The following is a 21,483-nucleotide window of genomic DNA, read 5'->3' on the forward strand; positions in this document are numbered from 1 at the left end:
GCTTTGAGTAGCTTTTTAGCTATTTAGAGATTCTGCATTTATTGAGAAATTGTTGAAGATTTGCGAGTTGCACTTAAGGATTTAGCTTCAATAAAAATTTGTTTTATTTCTGGATGTTTTTGGCAAATCTTGGTTTCTAATCTCTCGACAGTTAATGCTATTTCCTCACCTGTGAGATTTTTAGCAAACTGGATTTCTAAGTTGAGCAATACTTCTTGCGGCGCAAGCTGCATGGTTAACACGCGAATAACTTCTTGTACACCTGGTTCTATTTTTGATAAAGAGCGAATATTGGCAACAGTTTGAGGATTAGCACTTTCACCAACTAATAATCCTTTACTTTCTCTTGCTAGTAATACTGCAACTACAGCTAAAATAATGCCAATAATGATTGAGGCAATACCATCAAAATAAACATTGTTAAATAAATGCCCTAAGAAAATGCCTATTAAAGCTACAATCAAACCTAATATTGCCGCAGAGTCTTCAAATAATACTGTAAATACTGTAGGGTCTTTACTGTTTTTAATTGCTTGCCAAAAAGTTTGATTACCCTTAGTTGGCAGAAATTCCTTTAAAGCCACAGTCCAAGATAAACCCTCAAATATGATTGCTAAACCTAGCACAATATAATTCCACATCGGGTCTTCTAAGGGGCTGGGGTTAATTAAATGAGTTATGCCTTCATAAATAGACATTCCTCCACCAATGGCAAAGATGAAGATAGCAACAATTAAAGTCCAAAAGTAAAGTTCTTGTCCATAACCAAAGGGATGGCTATCATCTGCTGGCTTTTGACTCATACGAATTCCCAGCACCAGTAATAATTGATCGGCAGTATCTACTAGTGAATGAATACCCTCAGATATCATCGCTGAACTATTGGTAATGTAAGCAGCGATAAATTTAGTAATAGCGATCGCTAAATTAGCACCCATCGCCGCAAAAATAGTTTTCTTAGATGAATCTGATGCCATGAGGGATTGGGAATTAAGATGTTTACTCAATACTCAGCACTTTCTAGCCATTTTCTGTAAAACCTGGATATAAAGTCATGCCACCGTCTACAAACAAAGTTGTACCGTTGACATAATCAGAATCATCAGAAGCTAACCAAACTGCGGCTTTGGCAACGTCTTCTACATCTCCGATTCGTTTTGCCGGAATTAGTTGGAGTAACTTCGCCTCAGCTTGTGGGGTATCCCAAGCTGATTTATTAATAGGAGTTTTGATTGCACCAGGGGCAATACTATTAACACGTATTTTATGGGGGGCTAGTTCTTGGGCAATACTTTGCATCATCATGTGAATACCGCCTTTACTAGCAGCATAATTAACATGACCCGCCCAAGGAATCACCTCATGCACTGAACTAATGCAAATAATCTTACCTGCCGCAGATGAAATCTGCGGTTGCACTCCTCGACGTAAGAATTCTTTTGCGGCTTCTCTAGCACATAAAAATTGTCCTGTTAAGTTTACCCCAATTACTTTATTCCAATGGTCGAGGGTCATATCTACAAAAGGTGAATCTTTTTGCAAACCTGCATTATTCACTAAGATGTCAATAGTTCCAAATTGCTGAAGTGTTTGTTTAAACATCGCCTTTACTTGGTCTTCCTGGCTGACATCAGCTTGAATGGCAAAAGCTTCACCATTATTTGCTTTTATATCATCAACTATTTTTTCAGCTTCTTCGGCTTCAGAATGATAGTTAATAGCGACAGCTGCACCAGAGGAAGCCAAATAACGAGCTATAGCTTCGCCAATGCCAGAACTAGCACCCGTTACAAGTGCTTTTTGACCTTTAAGCAGGTAAGAAGAATAGCTCATAATGTTTCCTTAATTTCTGAAAATCTAGGGTTTTATTGTTGCTAATCCCAAAAAATCTGCTTTCTATGAATATATTTAACAATATTGAATATAATTCCTAATTTAACTATTGCTAAAAATGTGACAAAAATCACACAAGTAAGTATTTAATTTGCTACATATATTGCTTTAACTCTGGGATTACTTTAGATGTTTGCCGCGGCGATCGCCTCCAGCTAGTGGAGGAATCAAAAACTCTTGCCAAAGAGCTAGAAGAATTTCATTTCATTTTCACAATTTTATAAAATTCTTAAATCATCAAGGCAGCAGCACTTAATTTCTTAAGTAAAAATAGATTTTGTCAAATTTAGATTTATTCCTTTTAAAATTTTCAAGTGTAATTAACAAAAATCAACAAATTATTTTGATAATAAATCACCCTTGGGATAGTATTTTTTATTCTATTTGTTAGATATGAGTTACTAAGAATACTTTTGTGGAGAGAAATTTAAAGCTGAAAACTTAAGAAGAAATTTGACTTTGTTTTAGGATTAATTTGTATTCCAGCATCTAGCGATCGCCAGGAGAAAGCGATGTTCGCTCTGAATTTGAATAGCCAAAATCTCCCGTACCCCGACCCAGTACACCCAATCGTTGTCCATTTTGTGATTGCGATGGTGTTTTTCTCATTCGTTTGTGATGTCATTGGTTATTTCACCCGCAATACACGTTTGTTTGAGGTTGGTTTTTGGAATATGTTTGTTGCGGCGATCGCAATTTTTGTAGCCATAATTTTTGGACAGTTTGAAGCAGGGCTGGCACAAATTTATCCAGCAGTCCAGCCTACACTTAATTTTCACACCCTCATGGGTTGGTCACTGGGGGCGATATTTGCCATTATTACAGCTTGGCGGTTTGTAATTCGCGATCGCCACCCCCTAAAAGTACCCCCGGCTTACCTTGGTGTCGCAACGTTTTTAATTTGCCTAGTATTCTTGCAAATATATCTCGGCAGCAAATTATTTTGGGTATATGGGTTGCACGTTGAGCCTGTGGTTGAAGCCATGAAGCAGGGAGTTTCACCATGAACTCGCCACTAATTGACTCTTTAGGCTTGCGGTTCGGTGCTAACGGACTACCTTACGAAGTTCCTCTCCACCCACAGCTAGTACACCTGACACTAGGTTTGTTCATCATTGCCATCTTTTTTGACATAGCAGGAGCTATTTTTCCTGTCGAAAGACCAATCTTCAAATTTTTGGGTCTTCCCGCCATCCGTTCTGGTTTATTCGATGTTGGTTGGTACAACCTGCTAGGGGCTGCTGTCGTGACATTTTTTACTGTCGCATTTGGTTTTTTTGAGCTAATGCTGGCAAACCCACCAATTAATCAAAAAAGTGATTGGGGATTAAATGCCTCTTGGACGATGCTTTTACATGGTTTGGGAGGCATTTTGTTGTTGGGAATCATCGTTGCTATGACTGTGTGGAGAGGTTTACAACGCTATCACTGGCTGAAAAATGCTTCCAGACAAGTGCAGTGGTTTTACTTGTTAGTAGGCATTGCCATCATGGGTCTCTTGTATGTTCACGGAACTTTAGGAGGGCAACTAGGCTCGGAATTCGGGGTTCACATCACTGCTGCTAAGTTACTCCAAGAGGGCGCAAACCCAAACTTACTACCCAAATAATACCGTTTCACTTTAAGTTTGATACAAATAGACCGCAGGGAGCAGGGAGCAGGGGGAAAGAATGAAAAATCCATAAATTTGGCTCATTTTTTTCGTGAAATGCAATAAACAAGAAGCACTCCGAATTTATGTCTAGATTTTTAGAATATTTACTAATAGCTAGTTATATTGCTGTGTTGCTTGTTATCAGCCATTGGATTGGAGAACAAGCTTATTCTTGGCTGCCTGTGGAAGCTACAGCAGAAGCACAAAAGGTAGATAGTTTGTTTAGCTTCTTAACTGCTATTGGCGCGTTTATTATTCTTGGGCTTGTAGGCATGATGGTGTACTCGGTACTTTTCTTTCGCGCACCTAAAAATGACTATAGCGAGGGACATCCATCCAGAGGCGATATAAAACTAGAATTATTATGGACTGCGGCTCCAACCTTGCTAGTGTTGTGGCTGGCTTTCCAAAGCTTCAATATTTATCAACAATTAGATATTTTAGGTTTGCAACAAGTTGTACATTTGCATACACCTCTAGAAGAACCAGTCTATGCCGCATCAATCAGCGATATCCCTAAACCGGCTGATGAAACTATTGAGGTGTTCGTAAAGCAGTGGGATTGGACTTTCCGCTATCCAAATAATGCTACTAGTAATGAATTACACTTACCTGTAAATCGTCGGACTCGTCTGAATATGCACGCTAAGGACGTACTTCACAGTTTTTACGTCCCTGAGTTCCGCTTACAGCAGTATATTGTCCCTGGGCGCGACATTGACCTTGTAGTTACACCCACTCGCATGGGTGAATACAAGCTTAAAGATGCTTTATTTAGCGGTACATACTTTGCTTTGATGGATGCCAATGTACACATTGAATCTCTTGAAGAGTATAACCAGTGGCTGACCACAGCAGAACAACAACCACTAGCCATCAAAAATCAGGCTGTTGCTGAGTATAGCCAACCGCCAAAAACATTATTGAAAACTGGCTGGTACACTGTTGCACCGGAGCAGCCGGCGATCGCACGGAGCGCACTGCCCAAAAGGCTAACCGCAAATGAAAGGAAAGTAATGAATGACGACACATGATTCTATAGATACAACGCCTCAAAACGATCCTGAAAATAACTGGCGACGTTACTTCAGTTTCAGCACTGACCATAAGGTAATCGGCGTTCAGTACATGGTGATGACTTTCATTTTCTTTTTGATTGGCGGACTGTTGGCGATGCTCATCCGTGCTGAACTGATTACGCCAGCATCAAATGTAGTTGATCGTCCTCTGTACAACGGCTTATTCACCTTGCACGGGACAATCATGATTTTCTTGTGGATTATCCCGTTCAATGCAGGTATCTCTAACTACTTAGTACCACTGATGATTGGGGCGCGGGATATGGCTTTTCCCCTGCTTAACGCCATCTCTTTTTGGATTCTGCCCCCCAGTGGACTTTTATTAATCTCTAGTTTCTTGCTACCCAATGGTACGGCGCAGTCTGGCTGGTGGTCTTATCCACCAATAAGTTTACAAATTCCCCCTGGTCAGCCAATTAACGGTGAATTTATTTGGATTGTGAGTATCGTCCTGATTGGCATCTCTTCAATTATGGGGGCTGTGAACTTTGTCACTACAATTTTTTGGATGCGCGCCCCCGGAATGACATTTTTCCGAATGCCTGTGTTTGTTTGGTCAGTTCTCAGCGCCCAGTTGTTGCAGCTAGTTAATTTGCCTTCCCTCACAGGTGCATTGATACTACTGTTATTTGATCTTAATTTTGGCACGCAATTCTTCAAGCCCTTGGAAAATGGCGACCCGATTATTTACCAGCATTTATTTTGGTTTTATTCCCACCCCGCAGTTTACATCATGGCATTACCAGCCTTTGGTATTTTTGCGGAGGTGCTGCCAGCCTTTTCCCGTAACCCCCTATTTGGCTATCGGTCATTAGCTGTTGCCTCTTTAGGTATCGCTGTAGTTAGCATCTTTGTTTGGGTACATCACATGTTCACCAGTGCTACCCCTGGCTGGATGCGGATGTTATTCATGGTGACATCAATGTTGGTTGCTGTACCAACTGGTGTAAAAGCATTTGGTTGGACTGCCACAATTTGGAAAAGTAAGCTGCACTTAGAGACACCCATGCTATTTGCTATGGGCGGTGCGGCCATGTTTCTGCTTGGTGGTGTCACTGGGGTGATGTTGGCAGCAGTACCGTTTGATATTCACGTCCACAATACTTACTTTATAGTGGGACACTTCCACTACATCGTTTTTAACACCATCACGATGGCAATTTTTGCTGCCATTTACTTTTGGTTTCCGAAGATTACCGGACGGATGTACGCTGAAGGCTGGGGTAAGGTGCATTTCTGGTTAACTTTTATTGGTGCTAACCTCACTTTTTTTCCCATGCTGCCATTAGGTTTACAGGGAATGGTACGCCGAATTTCCTCTTACGACCCACGTTATCAAGGGTGGAATATCCTCGCTAGTTTAGGGGGATTTTTGTTAGGAGTTTCTGTACTGCCTTTTATTGCCAATATGGTGGGTTCTTTGCTATACGGACAGAGAGCAAGTAATAATCCCTGGCTGGCGACAGGACTGGAATGGACAACGACTTCACCACCACCGCGAGATAACTTTGAAGAGATTCCAGTTGTCAAAAGACCACCTTATGACTATGGAGATCCCAAATACTCAGTCATAGAACCTCATGACTATCATCAGCAAGAAAACTAAGAACTAATGGCAAATAACAAAAGTTATGAATCTATGAATCGTGGTGTTATTCATGTAGATGAAAGTCCTATCCCTTTAGAACGGTGGCGGCAATATTTACCAAATTGGCTCAAGCGTTTTTTACCAGTCCGTGGTGGACGTGCTGAAGACCATCATGGTAAAGCAATTTTTGGGTTTACCGTGTTTTTGTTGTCAGAAAGTATAGTTTTTTTGAGCTTTATTTTTACATACGTTGGATTGCGCTTAACCCACTCAAAAAATTGGCTACCACCTGGAATTTCGGGGCCGGAATTGTCTATTTTTGTAATTATTAACACGGTAATTTTACTTTCAAGTAGCTTTGTCATTCAACCAGCAGAAAATGCTCTCAAGCATCATCAGCTAAATAAATTCCGTTGGTTATGGCTGATAACAATTTGCATGGGAACTTATTTCTTAATAAGTCAAGGAATTGAGTGGAAAAACCTTGATTTTGGGTTAAGTACAGGATTGGTAGGTTCAACATTTTATGTATTAACTGGTTTTCACGGTTTACACGTTCTGACTGGCGTGATTCTGCAAATAACTATGCTTGTCCGTTCCTTCAGACAAGGTAACTATGAAAAAGGTCACTTTGGTGTGAGTGCAACTACTTTGTTTTGGCATTTTGTTGATATAATTTGGGTATTTTTATTCTCACTTCTCTATCTTTGGCAGCCATAAAAACATTCAAAAGTTAGTAGTATTTTTAGGAGGGATTTCATGAAGTTATTAGCACAAGAATTACCATCTCCAAGAGCAATTCAAGAAACTCCAGTTCCTGGTGCAAAGCAAGACCCCTTGATTGCACATGGATTACAAAAAGAGCAGTATGTCGGCATTATCGGACTAGCGATCGCTCTAATTGCGGCTGTAGGATTTTTTAGCCGGAGATTTGAATACGCTCTCATATTTGCTATTGCTCTTAGTGCTATTCTCATTGCTTTCTTTTTATTCATCTAGCAAGAAATTACTCAGCTTTTATGAACAGTCAAGTTTATCAAACTGTAATTATTGGTGGTGGTTTTACCGGACTATTTACAGCTTTACACCTAGCTCATGAACATTATCCTCGTTCTGTGATTTTGATTGATAAAAATGAGCGTTTTTGCTTTAAGCCATTGCTTTATGAATATTTTGATGGCGAGATGGATGCTATTCAAGTAGTACCGCGTTTTTCGGAATTACTTAAAGGTAGTGGTGTCATCTTTGTGCAAGATACTGTACAGTCCATAGACTTGCATCAACGGGAGGTTAAATTAGTTTCTGGCAACTCTTACAATTACAGCAACTTAGTATTAGCTTTGGGTAGCGTTACTGGTTATCATCAGGTTGAGGGTGCCAGAGAAAATGCCTTTCCTTTTTGGACGCAAGCAGATGCGATCGCCCTTGACAAACATTTACGTGAATGTTTACAAAAAGCTGTTCAAACAGAAAATATAGAACAACGCCGCAAACTATTAACAGTAGTTGTAGTTGGTGGTGGTGCTTCTGGTGTGGAAATGGCAGCAACTTTAGCTGATTTTCTGCCACATTGGTATAGAGCCTTAGGCGGAAATTCTACTGAAATCAGAGTGATTCTCTTAAATCATGGTGAAAAAATTCTTGATGGCGATATTAATGATCCGTTGCGTCCAATTGCTGAGAGAGAATTACAAAAACGTAGTGTAGCAATAGAAATTTTTAAAGAGGCAGAAGCCACTGCTGTTTATCCTAATGCCATTGAATATAAAAGCAATGATGAAATTAAGACACTGGCAACACATACCACAATCTGGACTGCTGGCACTTCTCTTAATCCCCTGATTCAAGAGTTAGCAATTCCTCAAGAACATCGAGATCATCATCACCGTCCCCTAGTTACTCCCACGATGCAATTGCTTGACTTTCCAGAAGTGTTTGCTGGTGGCGATTGTGCAGCAGTTCAAGATAATTCATTACCTCCTACAGCGCAAGTCGCCTATCAACAAGGAGCTAATATTGCTGGGAATTTAAAAGCACTGGCTCTCGGAGAAGACCTCAAACCATTTAAGGTTAACATTCGGGGAACTTTATTGAAGTTGGGATTAAATGATGCTGCTGCTAACTTATTCAATATTTTTGAAGTTACAGGCGAACCCGCACATTTAATCCGGCAAGGGACTTATTTAACGCTATTACCAACCCCAATTCATGACTTTAAAGCTACTACAGAATGGCTGGATGAAGAGGTATTTCATAACCATCTCGACCCTCATGATGTAGGTAAAAAAGTTGTCCAGGCAGTGGAGTTAGTTGGTGCAAGTGTTATTGGTGTTTTAGTTGGGAGGAAATTATTAAAAATGTTAGGTAATGAAGATAACAAAGACTAAGTAATTCGTGTTCAGTGAAATAATTGTCATTAAGACAGCAGAGGAAGCAGGGGAGCAGAGGAGCAGGTTTTTACATTTCTGCACAGATTTCTGGAATTATAACTAATTCATTGCATTGGATATTAAATATTGGCTTGAGTGAAGATGATTGTCGAATCAGAAAGGATAATTGAGATGGAAATGTTCTGAACTAAAACCTTACTTTGTACAATTCAAATAATTCGCCTGATTGCTTTGTAATCACTTTAGCACCAGCAGCTTTAATCATTTTTTCCCACTCAGCTAGAGGTTCTAAAAAAACTTCTGCACCTAAATAAGTTTCTAACACCGCCCAATCTTCTGCTAGGGGTTGTTCTGGGTTGAGGATATCAAAGACGAAATGTCCACCAGATTTGAGGACTCGTTGAACTTCTCCCAAAACAGTGTTCCAGTATTCCAGGGGAAAATAGCAACTAAATCCGGTAGCGATCGCCAAATCAAACTGATCTAAACCATAATTTAAATGATGCGCCCCGCCTAACTCCACACCTTTGAATAGTTTGGAGTTTAACTGAGAACCACGGGAATTGAGGGTATCTCGCGCTATATTACTAATTTCTTGCCCATAAAAAAATGCTTGCCAATCACGCCAAGGATAAATCAAAAAGCTGACACCGCAACCAATATCTAAACAATGTTGATTTTTCTGCGGTTGAGCAATTTCCCAGAACGGAGAAACAGCCCTCCCAGCCAATATCCCCGCTTTCCATTCTTGATATATTGGCATGGATTGAACTTCTGGTGGCAGTTCAAAAGTTTGGTTTTGATATTGGCGGTTGAAGCGATAAGCTACTTGTGATGTTCTTTCCTGCCATTTATCGGAGTGAGGATTATTGGAATTAAACGGAAAACTGGGAGACTGCTTAGACATAAGCTGATTTTCTGCTGTAGATGGTTGATTATAAACTGTAGTTGGCGAGAAAAGATTTGTGCGATGTCTCACAACAAGACGTTTCTCTTCGAGATGGTGCGCGAACGCGTCAACGCCCACGCTATAACCTAAAGCTCATATTGTACAATCGCAAGAAACATCATCTGGAGAGACGCTTGCCTAAAACGATACACTCCACTCAACCACCATTAAAATTTATTCCCCAAAATTTTAACCCTCTGGCGCTCCAGATGATGCGATGGTTCTTGCCATTTATCTTACGGTTTCGCACACGACCTTGGTTAACTGCTGGTGTAGTCAAAATAGAAGCCGAGAACGCAGAGATATTAGCCGAACTATATCAAAAATTCCAAGCAGGCAAAATCCGCTTTTTGATAGCGTTTCGCCACCCAGAAGTAGAGATCCCCTGTGTATGCTGTATCTGCTATCGCGTCTTGTTCCCAAAGCCGCGTGTCAGCATAGTATCAAGTTACAAGAACCAATTCATAGTCACTTTATTTATGAACGAGGGATGACGATATGGGCGGGAAACTGGCTGGGTTGGTTATTTTCCCGTGTTGGTGGTGTTCCTGTACGGCGGGGGAGACGCGTTGATAGGTTGGCTATTCAAACAGCGCGAGATTTATTTGCTAATGGGAAAATGCCGATCGCAGTTGCCCCCGAAGGTGGTACTAATGGCCATAGTGGCATAGTTAGCCCCTTAGAACCCGGTGTGGCGCAATTAGGTTTTTGGTGTGTAGAAGACTTGCGAAAAAGCGATCGCACTGAAACAGTATTTATAGTACCAGTAGCTATTCAATATCGTTACGTTCAGCCACCTTGGATAAAACTAAATTGGTTGTTAAGTAAATTAGAAGCAGATAGTGGTTTAGCAATACAGTCTATTTCTCAGTCTGCAATTAACAACTCAGCCGAAATTTATCATCAACGCATCTGTCTGCTGGGTGAACATCTCATTACCGAGATGGAAGAATTTTATCGCCGCTTTTATCATCAAGACTTACCACAAATACCTAATCAAACATTAATTCCTCGACTGCATCGTTTATTAGATACAAGCTTAAAAGTTACTGAACAATATTTTAATATCCAAGCACAAGGAAACTTTATTGACCGCTGTCGCCGTTTAGAAGATGCAGGTTGGAATTATATTTACCGAGAAGACATTGCCGATATTCATAAACTACCACCCTTGAAACGCGGACTGGCAGATTGGATTGCCGAAGAAGCAGATTTGCGAATGCAGCACATGAGAATAGTAGAAAGTTTTGTCGCCATCACCGAAACATATCTCCAAGAACAACCTACATCCGAACGGTTTGCTGAGACAGCCTTACTCATGTATGATATGTTGACTCGAATTCAAGACTCAACATTACCTGGTAGACCAAGCTTAGGTTTGCGACAAGTGCAAATTACTGTAGGCGAACCAATTTCTGTTACCGAACGCTGGGAAAAAGCGCAAAATAACCGTCACGCAGCCAGACAAGCCGCCAGTACTTTGACACAAGATTTGCAGACAGCTTTGGAGAATTTGATTAGTTAATTTGTTGTTTATTTTGACCACAAGCGCGGATGGGTAGGTGTAGAAAATTAGCATTCCACAAAAATGGCTGTATTCCTCTCAGCGCCAGGTTTTGCAGAAAAAATAAATTAAAATCGTCCGCGCACATTATTCTGAATGGGTTTCAGAGATTTCACGCAAATCAATTTACATTATCGGGTGTTATAATTAGCCCATCCGCGAAATCGAACCTTGAAAACCAAATACAAAGCGCTTTTCCAGCTCCCGCTATATTGCAATTTCAACTAATCCCTATTAGGGATTGAAACCACCAGATACACAGTTCCTTTCTTCATCGGTCGCGGTATATATTGCAATTTCAACTAATCCCTATTAGGGATTGAAACTGGCAATGGGGTGATGAGCCAAGATATTTGCACCAGCATATTGCAATTTCAACTAATCCCTATTAGGGATTGAAACTACTAAAGGTGGAATATTTGGTACGGCTTGTGGGAATATTGCAATTTCAACTAATCCCTATTAGGGATTGAAACATAAAGAATTGAAAAACTACCGAGCGCATCACCTATATTGCAATTTCAACTAATCCCTATTAGGGATTGAAACAGTTTGAGCGTTCTGGCGGTGGCAACTTCAGATAAATATTGCAATTTCAACTAATCCCTATTAGGGATTGAAACATAAAGTTTGCGTACCTCCGACCACAGGATTTGTTATATTGCAATTTCAACTAATCCCTATTAGGGATTGAAACGTGCTGTGGTGGGTGTTTGCGGTTGGCGGTTTGGATATTGCAATTTCAACTAATCCCTATTAGGGATTGAAACGATGAATTATAAAAGCTTACAGGCTATGACTTTATCTCATTGCAATTCAAACTAATCCCTATGTAAATCTTTGCGCCTTTGCGTGAGGCTCCAAATTCTTGTTTTCTAACATATAAATAGCTCGGTATTATTGGCGTTAACTTTATTTTGCGAACAGAATAAAGGAAGTTGATAACTTATCTCACGCAGAGACGCAGAGACGATTAGGAGTTACTTGAATATTTCACATGAACAGGAAACACACCCAAAGCAATCAATCTGGCGGGGAAGTCGCGCAAAAATGGCAAGCGTAAAAATGATGGGGGTTGAAAAGTGCGATTAGCAGAAAGTACTGGAGCAAATACGCGCTTTTGAATAAATGTCTGAAATGCTTGGATGATGCGTGTGGGTAACTCTCGTTGACGCTGTACTTTTGCTAAGTCTCGGAGTTCTAAGTATTTATTGTGCAGAGGTTTGCTGAGAACATTGGCGGCTACGACGGCATCTTGAATGGCGTAATTAATCCCCACTCCCCCAACTGGAGACATAATATGAGCCGCATCACCAATGAGTAATAGTCCCGAACGATACCAGCGTTTAACACGGCTCGATTCTACCGACAAAAAGGCGACTTGTGACCAATCTTGAAGGCTAGATAGGCGATCGCTTAATTCTGGCACAACTTCAACTACAGATTTTTTTAACTCTTCCAAACCCGCCGCCCGCAGTTGATGATATCCTCCTTTGGGAATCACATAAGCAATTTGCCACTCATCACCACGGTCAAGCATGGCCACGATATGACCAGGCGCAAAACGCCCCATTCCGCCTTCAAAATCTTCGGGATGGCGGGGTAAGCGAAACCAAAGAATATCCATTGGTGGGGAAGTTTCAATGGATTCAAATCCGCCTATTTGTCTTAGCCGTGAGTGGCGACCATCTGCACCAACTGTGAGCATAGCGCGGACTTCGTGCCAACCACCCCCACCGCGATAACGCACTCCCTTAACTGTGCCATTTTCCTCAATTAATTCTTGGACATTCGCACCCATAACTAATTGAAAATGAGGATATTGTTGCGCTTCTTGGGTGATAAACTCCAGAAATTTCACTTGTGGCAACATTGTGATGTAAGGATAAGGTGTTTTGAGGTGGCTAAAATCTGCCAAAGTAAAACTACCTTCTGGGGTTTTGACATTAATTTGGCGCATTTTGGCATGGGGTAATTGCAATAAGCGATCGCTTAAACCCAATTCATCCATAATTTGCATGACTGATGGATGAATTGTGTCTCCCCGAAAGTCGCGGTCAAAATCTTTATGCGCTTCTAGCAGGATTACAGATATGCCTTGACGCGCCAATAACAAAGCTAAAATAGCCCCGGCTGGGCCACCACCCACAATACAACAATCTGTGGTTTGTAAGTCTACAATCTCATGGGCTGGGTTAACACTTGAGTCGGGGATAGGATTTGTCGGTAGATGGTTAGTCATCACAACACCTCTAGGTAGCCCTAAATCAAGGGTAGTTGGCTTTTGATCATGCCAGCGATTTTTTTAACTTTTTGTAGTCATAGGGAAGATGTATTATCGCTAAAATGTCCTTTGTCATTGGTCGTTTATTTTTAGTTAATGATCAATGACTTATGATGAATGACCTATGACAATAACTAATACCTGTGGCACAAGTAATTTTAGAAAACGTTTATAAAAGTTTCCCCCCCCGCAAGGGCGAAAGTAATGCAGCCCAAGAACGTGCAGATAATCTTAATGTTTTGCGCCGCATTAACCTGACTATCGCCGATGGTGAATTTATGGTACTGGTGGGGCCTTCGGGCTGTGGTAAAAGCACACTACTACGGTTAATTGCTGGTTTAGAAACGCTGACAGGTGGCAATATTTTAGTAGGCGATCGCTTAATCAATGATTTACCACCCAAAGAACGAGACATTGCAATGGTGTTTCAAAATTACGCCCTCTATCCTCACATGACGGTGTATGACAACATTGCTTTTGGGTTGCGCCGTCGGGGAAGCCAGGGAGCAGGAGAGCAGGGGAGCCAGCGCCGTGCGGGGGTTCCCCCCGTTGAGGCGACTGGCGTGAGCAGGGGAGATAAAATGCCTAATTGGGTGGAAAATCTTTTGGTAGGGGGAACGAAGAAATTACCCAAAGGGTTACGTTATATTTCGCCAAAAGAAAAATTAATTGAGACGCAGGTGCGGTCTGTGGCGCAGTTGTTACAAATTGAAATGCTGCTGAATCGCTTACCCAAACAACTATCGGGGGGACAAAGACAACGGGTAGCATTAGGAAGAGCGATCGCCCGTGATCCTCAAGTATTTTTAATGGATGAGCCATTATCTAACTTAGATGCCAAATTGCGGGCAGAAACTCGCGCTCAAATTGTCAAATTGCAGCGACAATTAGGCACAACAACGATTTATGTTACCCACGACCAAACCGAAGCAATGACAATGGGCGATCGCATCGCCATCATGAATCAAGGCCAAATTCAACAGCTTGCTTCTCCATTAGAACTCTATAACCGTCCTGCTAACCGCTTTGTGGCTGAATTCATTGGCTCACCACCGATGAATTTTATTCCGGTAGAGTTTCATGCGCCATTGTTAATTAGCCATTCCCTATTTCGTTTGACACTCCCAGAAACTTGGGGAAAAGCTCTGCAAAAATATGATAAACAAACTTTAATTTTGGGCATTCGTCCCGAACACTTAAACCTGAGTTTACCTGCGACTAAAAATCTGCCAGTCAAAGTAGACTTGGTAGAAAATTTGGGTAACGATGCTTTCTTGAGTGTCAGACTAACTGAACCAGACTCACCAATATCTTCTAGTGCGCCTTACTTGCAAGTGAGAATTCCCACAGACCGACAGCTAAGTGTTGGTGAACAATTATGGTTATCAATAAATCCTGAAAAAATTCACTTTTTCGACCCAGAAACAGATTTAGCTATATTCCCGACGAATAATTCTTAACAGTAAAATAGCATTTCCATGATTCTGTTGTTACGCGATCGCGCCACCCCTGAACAACTTGAACAGATGCTGCAACAGCACAAATTCTATATCAAAACTGCTGTTGATATCGAGCGCCGAGTATTAGCAGGTGGTGGCGATCTGCATTACGATTGCGAACAGGCTCTACTGCTTGATGGTAGCCGACAAGAAAATCTTTGGGCAGCCAGTTTCATGTCATTGACGGGAAGGATGATTTTTGAATCAATGGTAAATCTCCGCCCCCGGCAAAATAAATCAATGGAGATTTTAGATCCTATGATTAGAGAAAGAGTAGCCCAAATCATTATCGAATTCTTGGGAAATATATGATCGAAGTGACACCGAAACAACAAATTTTTATGCAAGATGATGTTTCCACTCGTTTACATCATTTAGCAAATCACCTGTCACAAATTCAGTCTTTGTGGACTGGAGAATCATCATCCCAGGAATTAATACTCGATCTAATTAAGGAAAGCCGATACTTTCTTGAGTGGACTGTCCCTGACATGGTGCAAGCTGATGATATTGACCGAGCCGCAGAATTAGTTGATTTGGGTCGTCTTATGACTCGTTGGCTATTCCATTGGGACAACATCTGGTCTGATGCTGAACAAAAGCAATTTGCATTCCAACAAATACAGGATTGGTTACATCGGGTTTTGGAAATAGCTGCAACAGAACCAGAATCACTCAGCGCATAAACTTGATTCACCTCTTAGTTTTCACAAATGCTACTAACCAAAATCTTCAAAAATAAACGGTATTTCTTATTGAGAAATACCGTTTATTGATGAGAACTTTTAGAAAACAAAGGTGGTTCTTAAAGTACCAATGATTGCATCATCAGAAGTTTGACCAGGATTGGTTAACCAAATCACACCTGGCGTAATGGAAATGTTATCGCTGACGCGGTATTTATAGAAACCTTCAATGTGGTATGGAGTGTTGTTATTACCACTGCCAGCATAAGGTTGAGCGCCGCCAAAAATACCTAAAACGTTGCCTTTTTTACCTAGATCTGGTAGAGCTACGCCTAATCCATAACTCCAAATATCATCGTCATCGTTTGCGCCAAAGCCTGTAACTTGGCTGTACAGCACAAAACCACTAATGGAAAGTTTGTCGCTAGGTTTGAAAGCTGCTTCAAAACCATAGGAATTACTCACGTAGGCGCTACCGCTACCAGCAAAGTCTTGGCGGTTAGCTTGTCGAGTACCAACAACACCAGTGGTGACTGAGCCAAAATCGAATAAAGCGCTACCTGCACCATGATAGCCGTTAACGTAGGTGGCAGCTAAGGTCAGGCGATCGCCCACATTCAAGTTCAATTGTGCTAAGGCTGCATAGTTACCTGCAAATAAACCTGAACCCGAATTGGGGTTATTTGCTTCCGCAGCCAAGTAACCCAAAGTTAATGAAGGTTTAAAAGTTCCGCTACCACCAAAGGCTAAGTTTAGCGCCGCACCTGCACCGCCACCGATCCGATAAATTGGACTTTCGCCAGCAAAGGTAGATAAAGCACCATTACCACCGTCAAAATCTTCAAAGTAGGGGTTAACGGTAGGAACGTAATCACTGTGAATACCGCCAGTAGCTGCAACGTAAATTTGCGAGTTACCCACAGGAAAGTAATAAGCTAACCAATCGATAAACGCGCTATTGTTACCACCTAGGAACACGTTAAATGTTTGCGTTCCCTCGTAAGTGTTGTTTGCTAAAGGTAAAACACTGGCATTCCCAGCTGCAATCCGGGTGTGTAGGATATCTTTACCAGTAAAGCTGGTTTGAAAATCGAGACGTACCCTATCTTGGAAAACGGTGTTGTTGGTGTCGTTGTCGCCAAAGCTATCGGTGACAGCAAAAACCGCCTCACCAACAAGTTTGGTAGTGGTAGAAAATTGATTGGCTTCTAACTCTGCGGTGCGTGCTTCTAGTGCATCTACTCTACCGCGTAAAGTTGCCAGTTCTGCGGAAAATTCTTCTTGCAAACGCTGAAGTGTGGCTAAGTCTTCTTTTTTTACTAAGTCAGCGGTTGCAGTCGCAATCAGTTCATTAACTCTATCTAAACAAGCATTTAAACCGGCGGCAAATTCATAACGTGTCAAAGCACGATTACCGCGATAAGTGCCGTTAGGATAACCAGCAATACATCCGTAGCGCTCAACTAAAGATTGTAATGCTTGAAATGCCCAATCTGTAGGCTGTACGTCGGAAAACTGCGAAACTGATGTGACTTGAGATAGGGAATTTTGGTTTTTACCATCAAGACTATATTGGTTTACTTGTTCTAAAACTTGATTTTCTTCAGTTGTGGCTTGAGAAATCAACTGTTGTTGAGGTGTTGGTGACTCGGTTTCAATTTCAGCTGCAACTACCTTCGCAGAAAATAAAACAGCTACGCCTAAGCATACTGGAGACAACACCAGTGTTTTCCACAATAAATGAGACATGTTCTTTCTTCCTCACACTGTTTTGTTAGAATGACGCGATCGCTGTCTTCTAAATGTATCCCATAATACTTTATTTTCTCTTTTGCTGATTTAGCTGCTATTGTGCCAAAACTTCTCCATTTTTTGATATTTCTCAGTGTAAACTCTTGCTTTAGCGGTTTTATCTCAATTATCTCAGCATCAAAAGTATCTTGATTTTTTCAGCAATGCCTACCGTTAGGCGATCGCAGATAATAAACTTAACCGCCAAGGAGATGCGATATTTATGACTCAAATCAAATCTCAACTGACACTCAAAGAATTCCTCGCCCTACCACAAGGTGATATTACCTACGAATTAGTTGATGGAGAGGCAAAACCCAAAATGGCACCAAAAAGATTTCATTCGCGTTTAACCTTGGCTTTGACTCAACTTTTAACGCCGTGGGCAAAAAATCGCGGTGAAGTTGGTATCGAATGGGCAGTTACGTTAAAACGCAGAGGTCGAGACTGGGTTCCTGTACCAGATTTACTTTATGTTTCATACTCTCGCCTTCACAGCGATGTAATTGAAGATGAAGCTTGTCCCATACCGCCCGATTTAGCAATAGAAATTATCTCGCCTGACCAAACTTTTGGTGAAATGAGTGCGAAAGCAACAGATTATCTAGAAGCGGGTGTGATGAGAGTTTGGGTTGTAGATGCAAAAGCTAAAACCGTTACTGTTTTTTATCCTGATGCACACCCACAAACAAAAGCTGGTGAAGATAGTTTAGAAGATTCTTTATTTGAAGGCCTACAAATTACACCCGCACAAATTTTTCAACAAGCGGGAATACCATAAATATTTTCAAGTTTAATATTGGGAAATTTGTCACTATACCCAGTATGATATCAAGATGCTTCAATCAGATGAATTCTCAGACGAAACTTTCTTTTTAATTAAACGGTGAAGCAGACGGCAAGGCCAAATACAAGCTCCACAAACACTTACAGAGAAAATAGCTGCAAAAACACGCCACTTCTCTTCAAGTTGATTAGCAGATTCTGATGGCTGGGATTGCATATCTTTGGTTATTTCCGGCAATGAATGAGATAGCTGACTGGCTGTACTTATCCCTTCAATCGCCGCGCCAATTAGATAAGCTACAAGCGCAATACCGAGCCAGTGACTCATCATATTTGATTGGTAAACTTTTGTATTAGTGATTCTCTGTGCTAAAGGATAATCTGCCTTCAGCAGTGTCTCGAATTAAAGGCAGTTTAGATTGTATATAAGCATTAAGGCTACTATCTGCCTGTAAATCTTCTTCCTGCTGGGTGTTTAATTGCTGGAAGAGCAGTTGTACTAAAGCCACGTCATCAAACTGGAGCAAGGTGCTGACATTAGTAGACTCTATTACAGCCCAAAGCTGTTGCATCATTTTAGTGGTGATCATGAGTCTCTAACCTCTTAAGCTTTTCTTTATATTTGCACAGTTTCCTTATTTGTGCCTAATTTGTGTCTAAAAATTAATCAATTGGCAAAAGTGTACAAAAATCAAGATATTAGCTGTTCAAAGAGTCAACAAAAGTTCCTGGCTCAAGAATTAAGACTTAACAGTTAATTCATAACTGTGGGTGATTTTCAACTAAAACTCACTCTGCATCAGGATTGTAGAGTCTAATGAAACAATATTTACACATAGCTTTCTTTTAGATAATGTTATGATTAGATGGGCGAGAATTATTTTCGGCTATGTGATCGACTACACTTAGCACTTTTTCTGTTTTTTTAGTTAAAACTGCAATTTTTCCATAAAATTGTCAGCCTGTGACAATAACTAAACTTCAGAATCTTTTAAAAGGGATGGTGCTACAAAAGTAACTGAGTTTGATCACAAGACTATCTAATACGTATCTTGCTCTTGGGCATTAGTTACATAACTTAGCATAGTCTACTTGTGTATAGCAATGCCCTGATAAAAGATAAAAAATGGTGAATGTGTGGCAATAGTAAAATATAAACAAACAGGCAAATATCTTCCACCTCATATACTGATTTTAGGGATATGTTTTGTGCCTGGAGAAACTGAAGTTAGCAGCGAACAGCTAACGGAAATTCGGGACTTTATTAAGAATGATAGATTACTTCAGCATTATTTGAAGCAGAAAATTCTAATTATTCAAGATTGAATATTTCACTTTAAATTGAGTGCGCTAAAGATGACATACATTTATCCTAAATCTAAATCTCTGCACACTGATGATTTTGGAGACAATGTATGTCATTGAGTTTAATCTCTCTTGTGTGTGAAGTAAAAACTTATTTTGCAAATAAATTAAAAGATGCGATCGCTCAATTTTCAGCAACACTACTATGGTACGAAGGTAGCCGCTGCGATCGCCAAAGCGTGAACATAAAGTAACACAAAAAAATCCTCAACAATTTAACTACAATCTTATAAATAATGTGGTTTAAACTACGCTATTGGATTGGATAAGTAAGATAAACTGGCGAAATGAATGTCATTAAACAGTGACTTTCGGTTACTCGCAAAACAGGATAAGCTAACTATGAGTAGAGATATAGTGAAAGTAATATTATGGGAAGAAAAACAAAAGGATTATCTCAAAAAACTCTATGATTTACAATTTATTCCCAGAATAGGCGAAGAAATTTACATCAATAAAGAAAATTGGAAGGTAACTCGAATTGAACATGATGTAGAAGTGAGTGAGGTTAATATTTATATGGAATTAATCAAAAAAGGCAAGCAGGAAAAATCATCTGAAAGATCATCTGAAAGATCATCTGAAAAATCATCTCATTCATAAACAAGTAGTAAATAAGGTGCATTTACCTAAATAGTAAACTTGGCTTTGTTAAATGAGCTATACCACTTCAAACTCAGGCTCAAGTTTCACTCATACCGTGCGCGTCGGTTTATGGCTGCACCTCACCAAAAACTAGAGTTTGCTGACACAATACTGTTATTTACTATTTTGAGATATTTCTAAAATCAATCATTGTTTGCCGATAAGCATCTGATAAGCCTGTATCGAAACATTTTCCTTGGACAACATAACCAGTCATTCCCTCAGATTGACATAGAGTATCTAGAGAGGATGTTAACTGAAATTCGCCGCGATCGCGTAAATTTTTCTCGATATGTTCGGCTAAACAATCAAAAATCCTTGGTGTTAGTACATACAAACCAAATACACATAAAAACTCATCATCCGTGATACCGACTACCCGCAGATTTTGACGCGCATAATCAACAGTTGGCTTCTCTACAAGTTGTGTCACCTGCAAAATAGAATTAGTTTCTTGCCATACTCCGGTGACACAACCAGCTTTATGAATAATTGCTGCTGGCATAGTTGTTAAACTCACTACACTTTGATGTACTTGTGCGTAAATATCTAAAACTTGACTAGCACAAGATTTATGAGTATCGGATGCGTAAACATGATCACCTAACATTAACAAAAATGGCTCATCTTGTACCCAATTTTTAGCACAGAAGACTGCATGACCATAGCCTTCTGGCTTTTCTTGGGTAAGAATCGTGATTTTATCACCAATATCTTGCAGGTATCGACTATATTTTTGATTTTCAGGCGAAAGCTTTTGTAACAGTTCTGGTTGTGGTGGATTTTTAAATAAATCTGTAAAAATTTCTATATCATCTGGTTGTACAACAATGCCAATTTCTGTAATTCCTGCACTCATAGCCTCTTCGACAATTGCCAGAATTACAGGTTTAGCTCTACCATCTCGATCAATAATGGGGAACAGTTCTTTTTTGACAACTTTAGTAGCTGGAAACAAGCGAGTGCCGAAACCAGCCGCTGGAATTACAGCTTTTCTAACTTTATTGTGTGGCATAGTTCAGCACTTTTGACAATTAGCTCTTGAGATTTTGTTAAGAGAGCGATCGCTCATCCTCACTAACTTTTTCTAATAAATTTACCAACCTACGATGGCTATGCTTTGCTTAATTTAACTTGATGAATATGACATTTTGTCATAGTGTCAGTTGCTCAACTGTCACTAACTATATATTCAATTGTGCCACATCAGAGGTATTGTTACCTATTGCAAGGAGTGATACCATTTCACGATACATTAGTTGCAATTAATTTCCACAATCCGTCTTTAATCATAGATAGTTTGTGTTTTC

General features: G+C 40.3%; 22 protein-coding genes, 1 pseudogene and 1 CRISPR repeat array. Of the genes and pseudogenes, 15 read left to right on the forward strand and 8 right to left on the reverse strand.

The genetic code is table 11. From position 1 onward, the window contains the following. Positions 1-38: 38 nt before the first annotated feature. On the reverse strand, positions 39-977 hold the full coding sequence (locus AC504W_RS18705) for a cation diffusion facilitator family transporter (protein WP_494873745.1): 939 nt from the start codon (positions 975-977) through the stop codon (positions 39-41). A gap of 43 nt (positions 978-1,020) precedes the next feature. Beyond that, entirely contained in the window at positions 1,021-1,833 is an 813-nt protein-coding gene (locus AC504W_RS18710) for an SDR family oxidoreductase (RefSeq protein WP_494873746.1), read from the reverse strand. Positions 1,834-2,405: 572 nt separating this feature from the next. On the opposite strand from AC504W_RS18710, the gene AC504W_RS18715 reads away from it, so the two are divergent. The 7 genes from AC504W_RS18715 to AC504W_RS18745 all read left to right on the forward strand — a co-directional run bounded on the left by AC504W_RS18715 (position 2,406) and on the right by AC504W_RS18745 (position 8,601). Beyond that, on the forward strand, positions 2,406-2,900 hold the full coding sequence (locus AC504W_RS18715) for a DUF2231 domain-containing protein (RefSeq protein WP_494873747.1): 495 nt from the start codon (positions 2,406-2,408) through the stop codon (positions 2,898-2,900). Then, positions 2,897-3,502 carry a DUF2231 domain-containing protein gene (locus tag AC504W_RS18720; protein ID WP_494873748.1) on the forward strand — a complete coding sequence of 202 codons (606 nt, stop codon included), beginning with the start codon at positions 2,897-2,899 and terminating at the stop codon, positions 3,500-3,502. Before AC504W_RS18715 ends, AC504W_RS18720 begins: the two co-directional genes overlap by 4 nt. Before the next feature lie 128 nt (positions 3,503-3,630). Then, positions 3,631-4,581 (forward strand): cytochrome c oxidase subunit II, encoded by a 951-nt coding sequence (locus AC504W_RS18725; protein WP_494873749.1) that lies wholly within the window; start codon positions 3,631-3,633, stop codon positions 4,579-4,581. Continuing rightward, on the forward strand, positions 4,568-6,232 hold the full coding sequence (locus AC504W_RS18730) for a cytochrome c oxidase subunit I (protein ID WP_494873750.1): 1,665 nt from the start codon (positions 4,568-4,570) through the stop codon (positions 6,230-6,232). Before AC504W_RS18725 ends, AC504W_RS18730 begins: the two co-directional genes overlap by 14 nt. A 33-nt stretch (positions 6,233-6,265) precedes the next feature. After that, a complete protein-coding gene (locus tag AC504W_RS18735; RefSeq protein ID WP_494878696.1) occupies positions 6,266-6,934 on the forward strand; it encodes a cytochrome c oxidase subunit 3 in 669 nt (222 codons plus the stop codon). A gap of 39 nt (positions 6,935-6,973) precedes the next feature. Then, on the forward strand, positions 6,974-7,213 hold the full coding sequence (locus tag AC504W_RS18740) for a hypothetical protein (protein WP_096578827.1): 240 nt from the start codon (positions 6,974-6,976) through the stop codon (positions 7,211-7,213). Between the two features lie 20 nt (positions 7,214-7,233). Further along, entirely contained in the window at positions 7,234-8,601 is a 1,368-nt protein-coding gene (locus tag AC504W_RS18745) for an NAD(P)/FAD-dependent oxidoreductase (RefSeq protein WP_494873751.1), read from the forward strand. A gap of 190 nt (positions 8,602-8,791) precedes the next feature. On the opposite strand, the gene AC504W_RS18750 is transcribed toward AC504W_RS18745, so the two are convergent. Next, on the reverse strand, positions 8,792-9,511 hold the full coding sequence (locus AC504W_RS18750) for a class I SAM-dependent methyltransferase (RefSeq protein WP_494873752.1): 720 nt from the start codon (positions 9,509-9,511) through the stop codon (positions 8,792-8,794). A gap of 176 nt (positions 9,512-9,687) precedes the next feature. Between AC504W_RS18750 and AC504W_RS18755 the strand changes: the two are divergent. Further along, positions 9,688-11,078 (forward strand): annotated as a pseudogene (locus tag AC504W_RS18755) (lysophospholipid acyltransferase family protein). Between the two features lie 248 nt (positions 11,079-11,326). Beyond that, positions 11,327-11,887: direct repeats of the CRISPR family, unit length 39 nt; unit sequence ATATTGCAATTTCAACTAATCCCTATTAGGGATTGAAAC. A 203-nt stretch (positions 11,888-12,090) separates the two neighbouring features. Here the strand turns inward: AC504W_RS18755 and AC504W_RS18760 are convergent. After that, on the reverse strand, positions 12,091-13,359 hold the full coding sequence (locus AC504W_RS18760; RefSeq protein ID WP_494873753.1) for an FAD-dependent oxidoreductase: 1,269 nt from the start codon (positions 13,357-13,359) through the stop codon (positions 12,091-12,093). A gap of 185 nt (positions 13,360-13,544) precedes the next feature. Here AC504W_RS18760 and AC504W_RS18765 point away from each other — a divergent pair, with 185 nt between their 5' ends. From AC504W_RS18765 to AC504W_RS18775, 3 genes are read left to right on the forward strand one after another with little or no spacing between them, the layout of a single operon-like run. After that, a complete protein-coding gene (locus AC504W_RS18765) occupies positions 13,545-14,861 on the forward strand; it encodes an ABC transporter ATP-binding protein (RefSeq protein WP_494873754.1) in 1,317 nt (438 codons plus the stop codon). Between the two features lie 18 nt (positions 14,862-14,879). After that, complete coding sequence (locus AC504W_RS18770) at positions 14,880-15,212, forward strand: DUF5674 family protein (RefSeq protein ID WP_494873755.1); 333 nt, start codon at positions 14,880-14,882, stop codon at positions 15,210-15,212. After that, positions 15,209-15,586: a hypothetical protein gene (locus tag AC504W_RS18775; protein ID WP_494873756.1), complete on the forward strand. Its 378-nt coding sequence runs from the start codon at positions 15,209-15,211 to the stop codon at positions 15,584-15,586. Before AC504W_RS18770 ends, AC504W_RS18775 begins: the two co-directional genes overlap by 4 nt. Positions 15,587-15,685: 99 nt before the next feature. Here AC504W_RS18775 and AC504W_RS18780 read toward each other — a convergent pair whose 3' ends face one another. Further along, on the reverse strand, positions 15,686-17,335 hold the full coding sequence (locus AC504W_RS18780; RefSeq protein ID WP_494873758.1) for an iron uptake porin: 1,650 nt from the start codon (positions 17,333-17,335) through the stop codon (positions 15,686-15,688). 265 nt (positions 17,336-17,600) lie between these two features. Here AC504W_RS18780 and AC504W_RS18785 point away from each other — a divergent pair, with 265 nt between their 5' ends. After that, the gene (locus AC504W_RS18785; protein ID WP_494873759.1) at positions 17,601-18,158 is read left to right on the forward strand and encodes a Uma2 family endonuclease; all 558 of its coding nucleotides are present in this window, start codon (positions 17,601-17,603) and stop codon (positions 18,156-18,158) included. A gap of 60 nt (positions 18,159-18,218) precedes the next feature. On the opposite strand, the gene AC504W_RS18790 is transcribed toward AC504W_RS18785, so the two are convergent. Then, the gene (locus AC504W_RS18790) at positions 18,219-18,491 is read right to left on the reverse strand and encodes a hypothetical protein (RefSeq protein WP_494878698.1); all 273 of its coding nucleotides are present in this window, start codon (positions 18,489-18,491) and stop codon (positions 18,219-18,221) included. Between the two features lie 25 nt (positions 18,492-18,516). Continuing rightward, positions 18,517-18,753: a hypothetical protein gene (locus tag AC504W_RS18795; protein WP_494873761.1), complete on the reverse strand. Its 237-nt coding sequence runs from the start codon at positions 18,751-18,753 to the stop codon at positions 18,517-18,519. A 547-nt stretch (positions 18,754-19,300) separates the two neighbouring features. Between AC504W_RS18795 and AC504W_RS18800 the strand changes: the two genes are divergently transcribed. From AC504W_RS18800 to AC504W_RS18810, 3 genes are all read left to right on the forward strand, one after another. Next, the gene (locus AC504W_RS18800; RefSeq protein ID WP_096578843.1) at positions 19,301-19,489 is read left to right on the forward strand and encodes a hypothetical protein; all 189 of its coding nucleotides are present in this window, start codon (positions 19,301-19,303) and stop codon (positions 19,487-19,489) included. 89 nt (positions 19,490-19,578) lie between these two features. Next, entirely contained in the window at positions 19,579-19,722 is a 144-nt protein-coding gene (locus AC504W_RS18805) for a hypothetical protein (RefSeq protein ID WP_494873762.1), read from the forward strand. A 148-nt stretch (positions 19,723-19,870) separates the two neighbouring features. Beyond that, positions 19,871-20,131, forward strand: a complete 261-nt coding sequence (locus AC504W_RS18810; RefSeq protein WP_494873764.1) for a hypothetical protein — start codon at positions 19,871-19,873, stop codon at positions 20,129-20,131. 163 nt (positions 20,132-20,294) lie between these two features. Here AC504W_RS18810 and AC504W_RS18815 read toward each other — a convergent pair whose 3' ends face one another. Continuing rightward, positions 20,295-21,188 (reverse strand): sugar phosphate nucleotidyltransferase, encoded by an 894-nt coding sequence (locus tag AC504W_RS18815; RefSeq protein WP_494873765.1) that lies wholly within the window; start codon positions 21,186-21,188, stop codon positions 20,295-20,297. Positions 21,189-21,483: the final 295 nt, after the last annotated feature.

This window comes from Nostoc sp. C96, assembly GCF_059384975.1.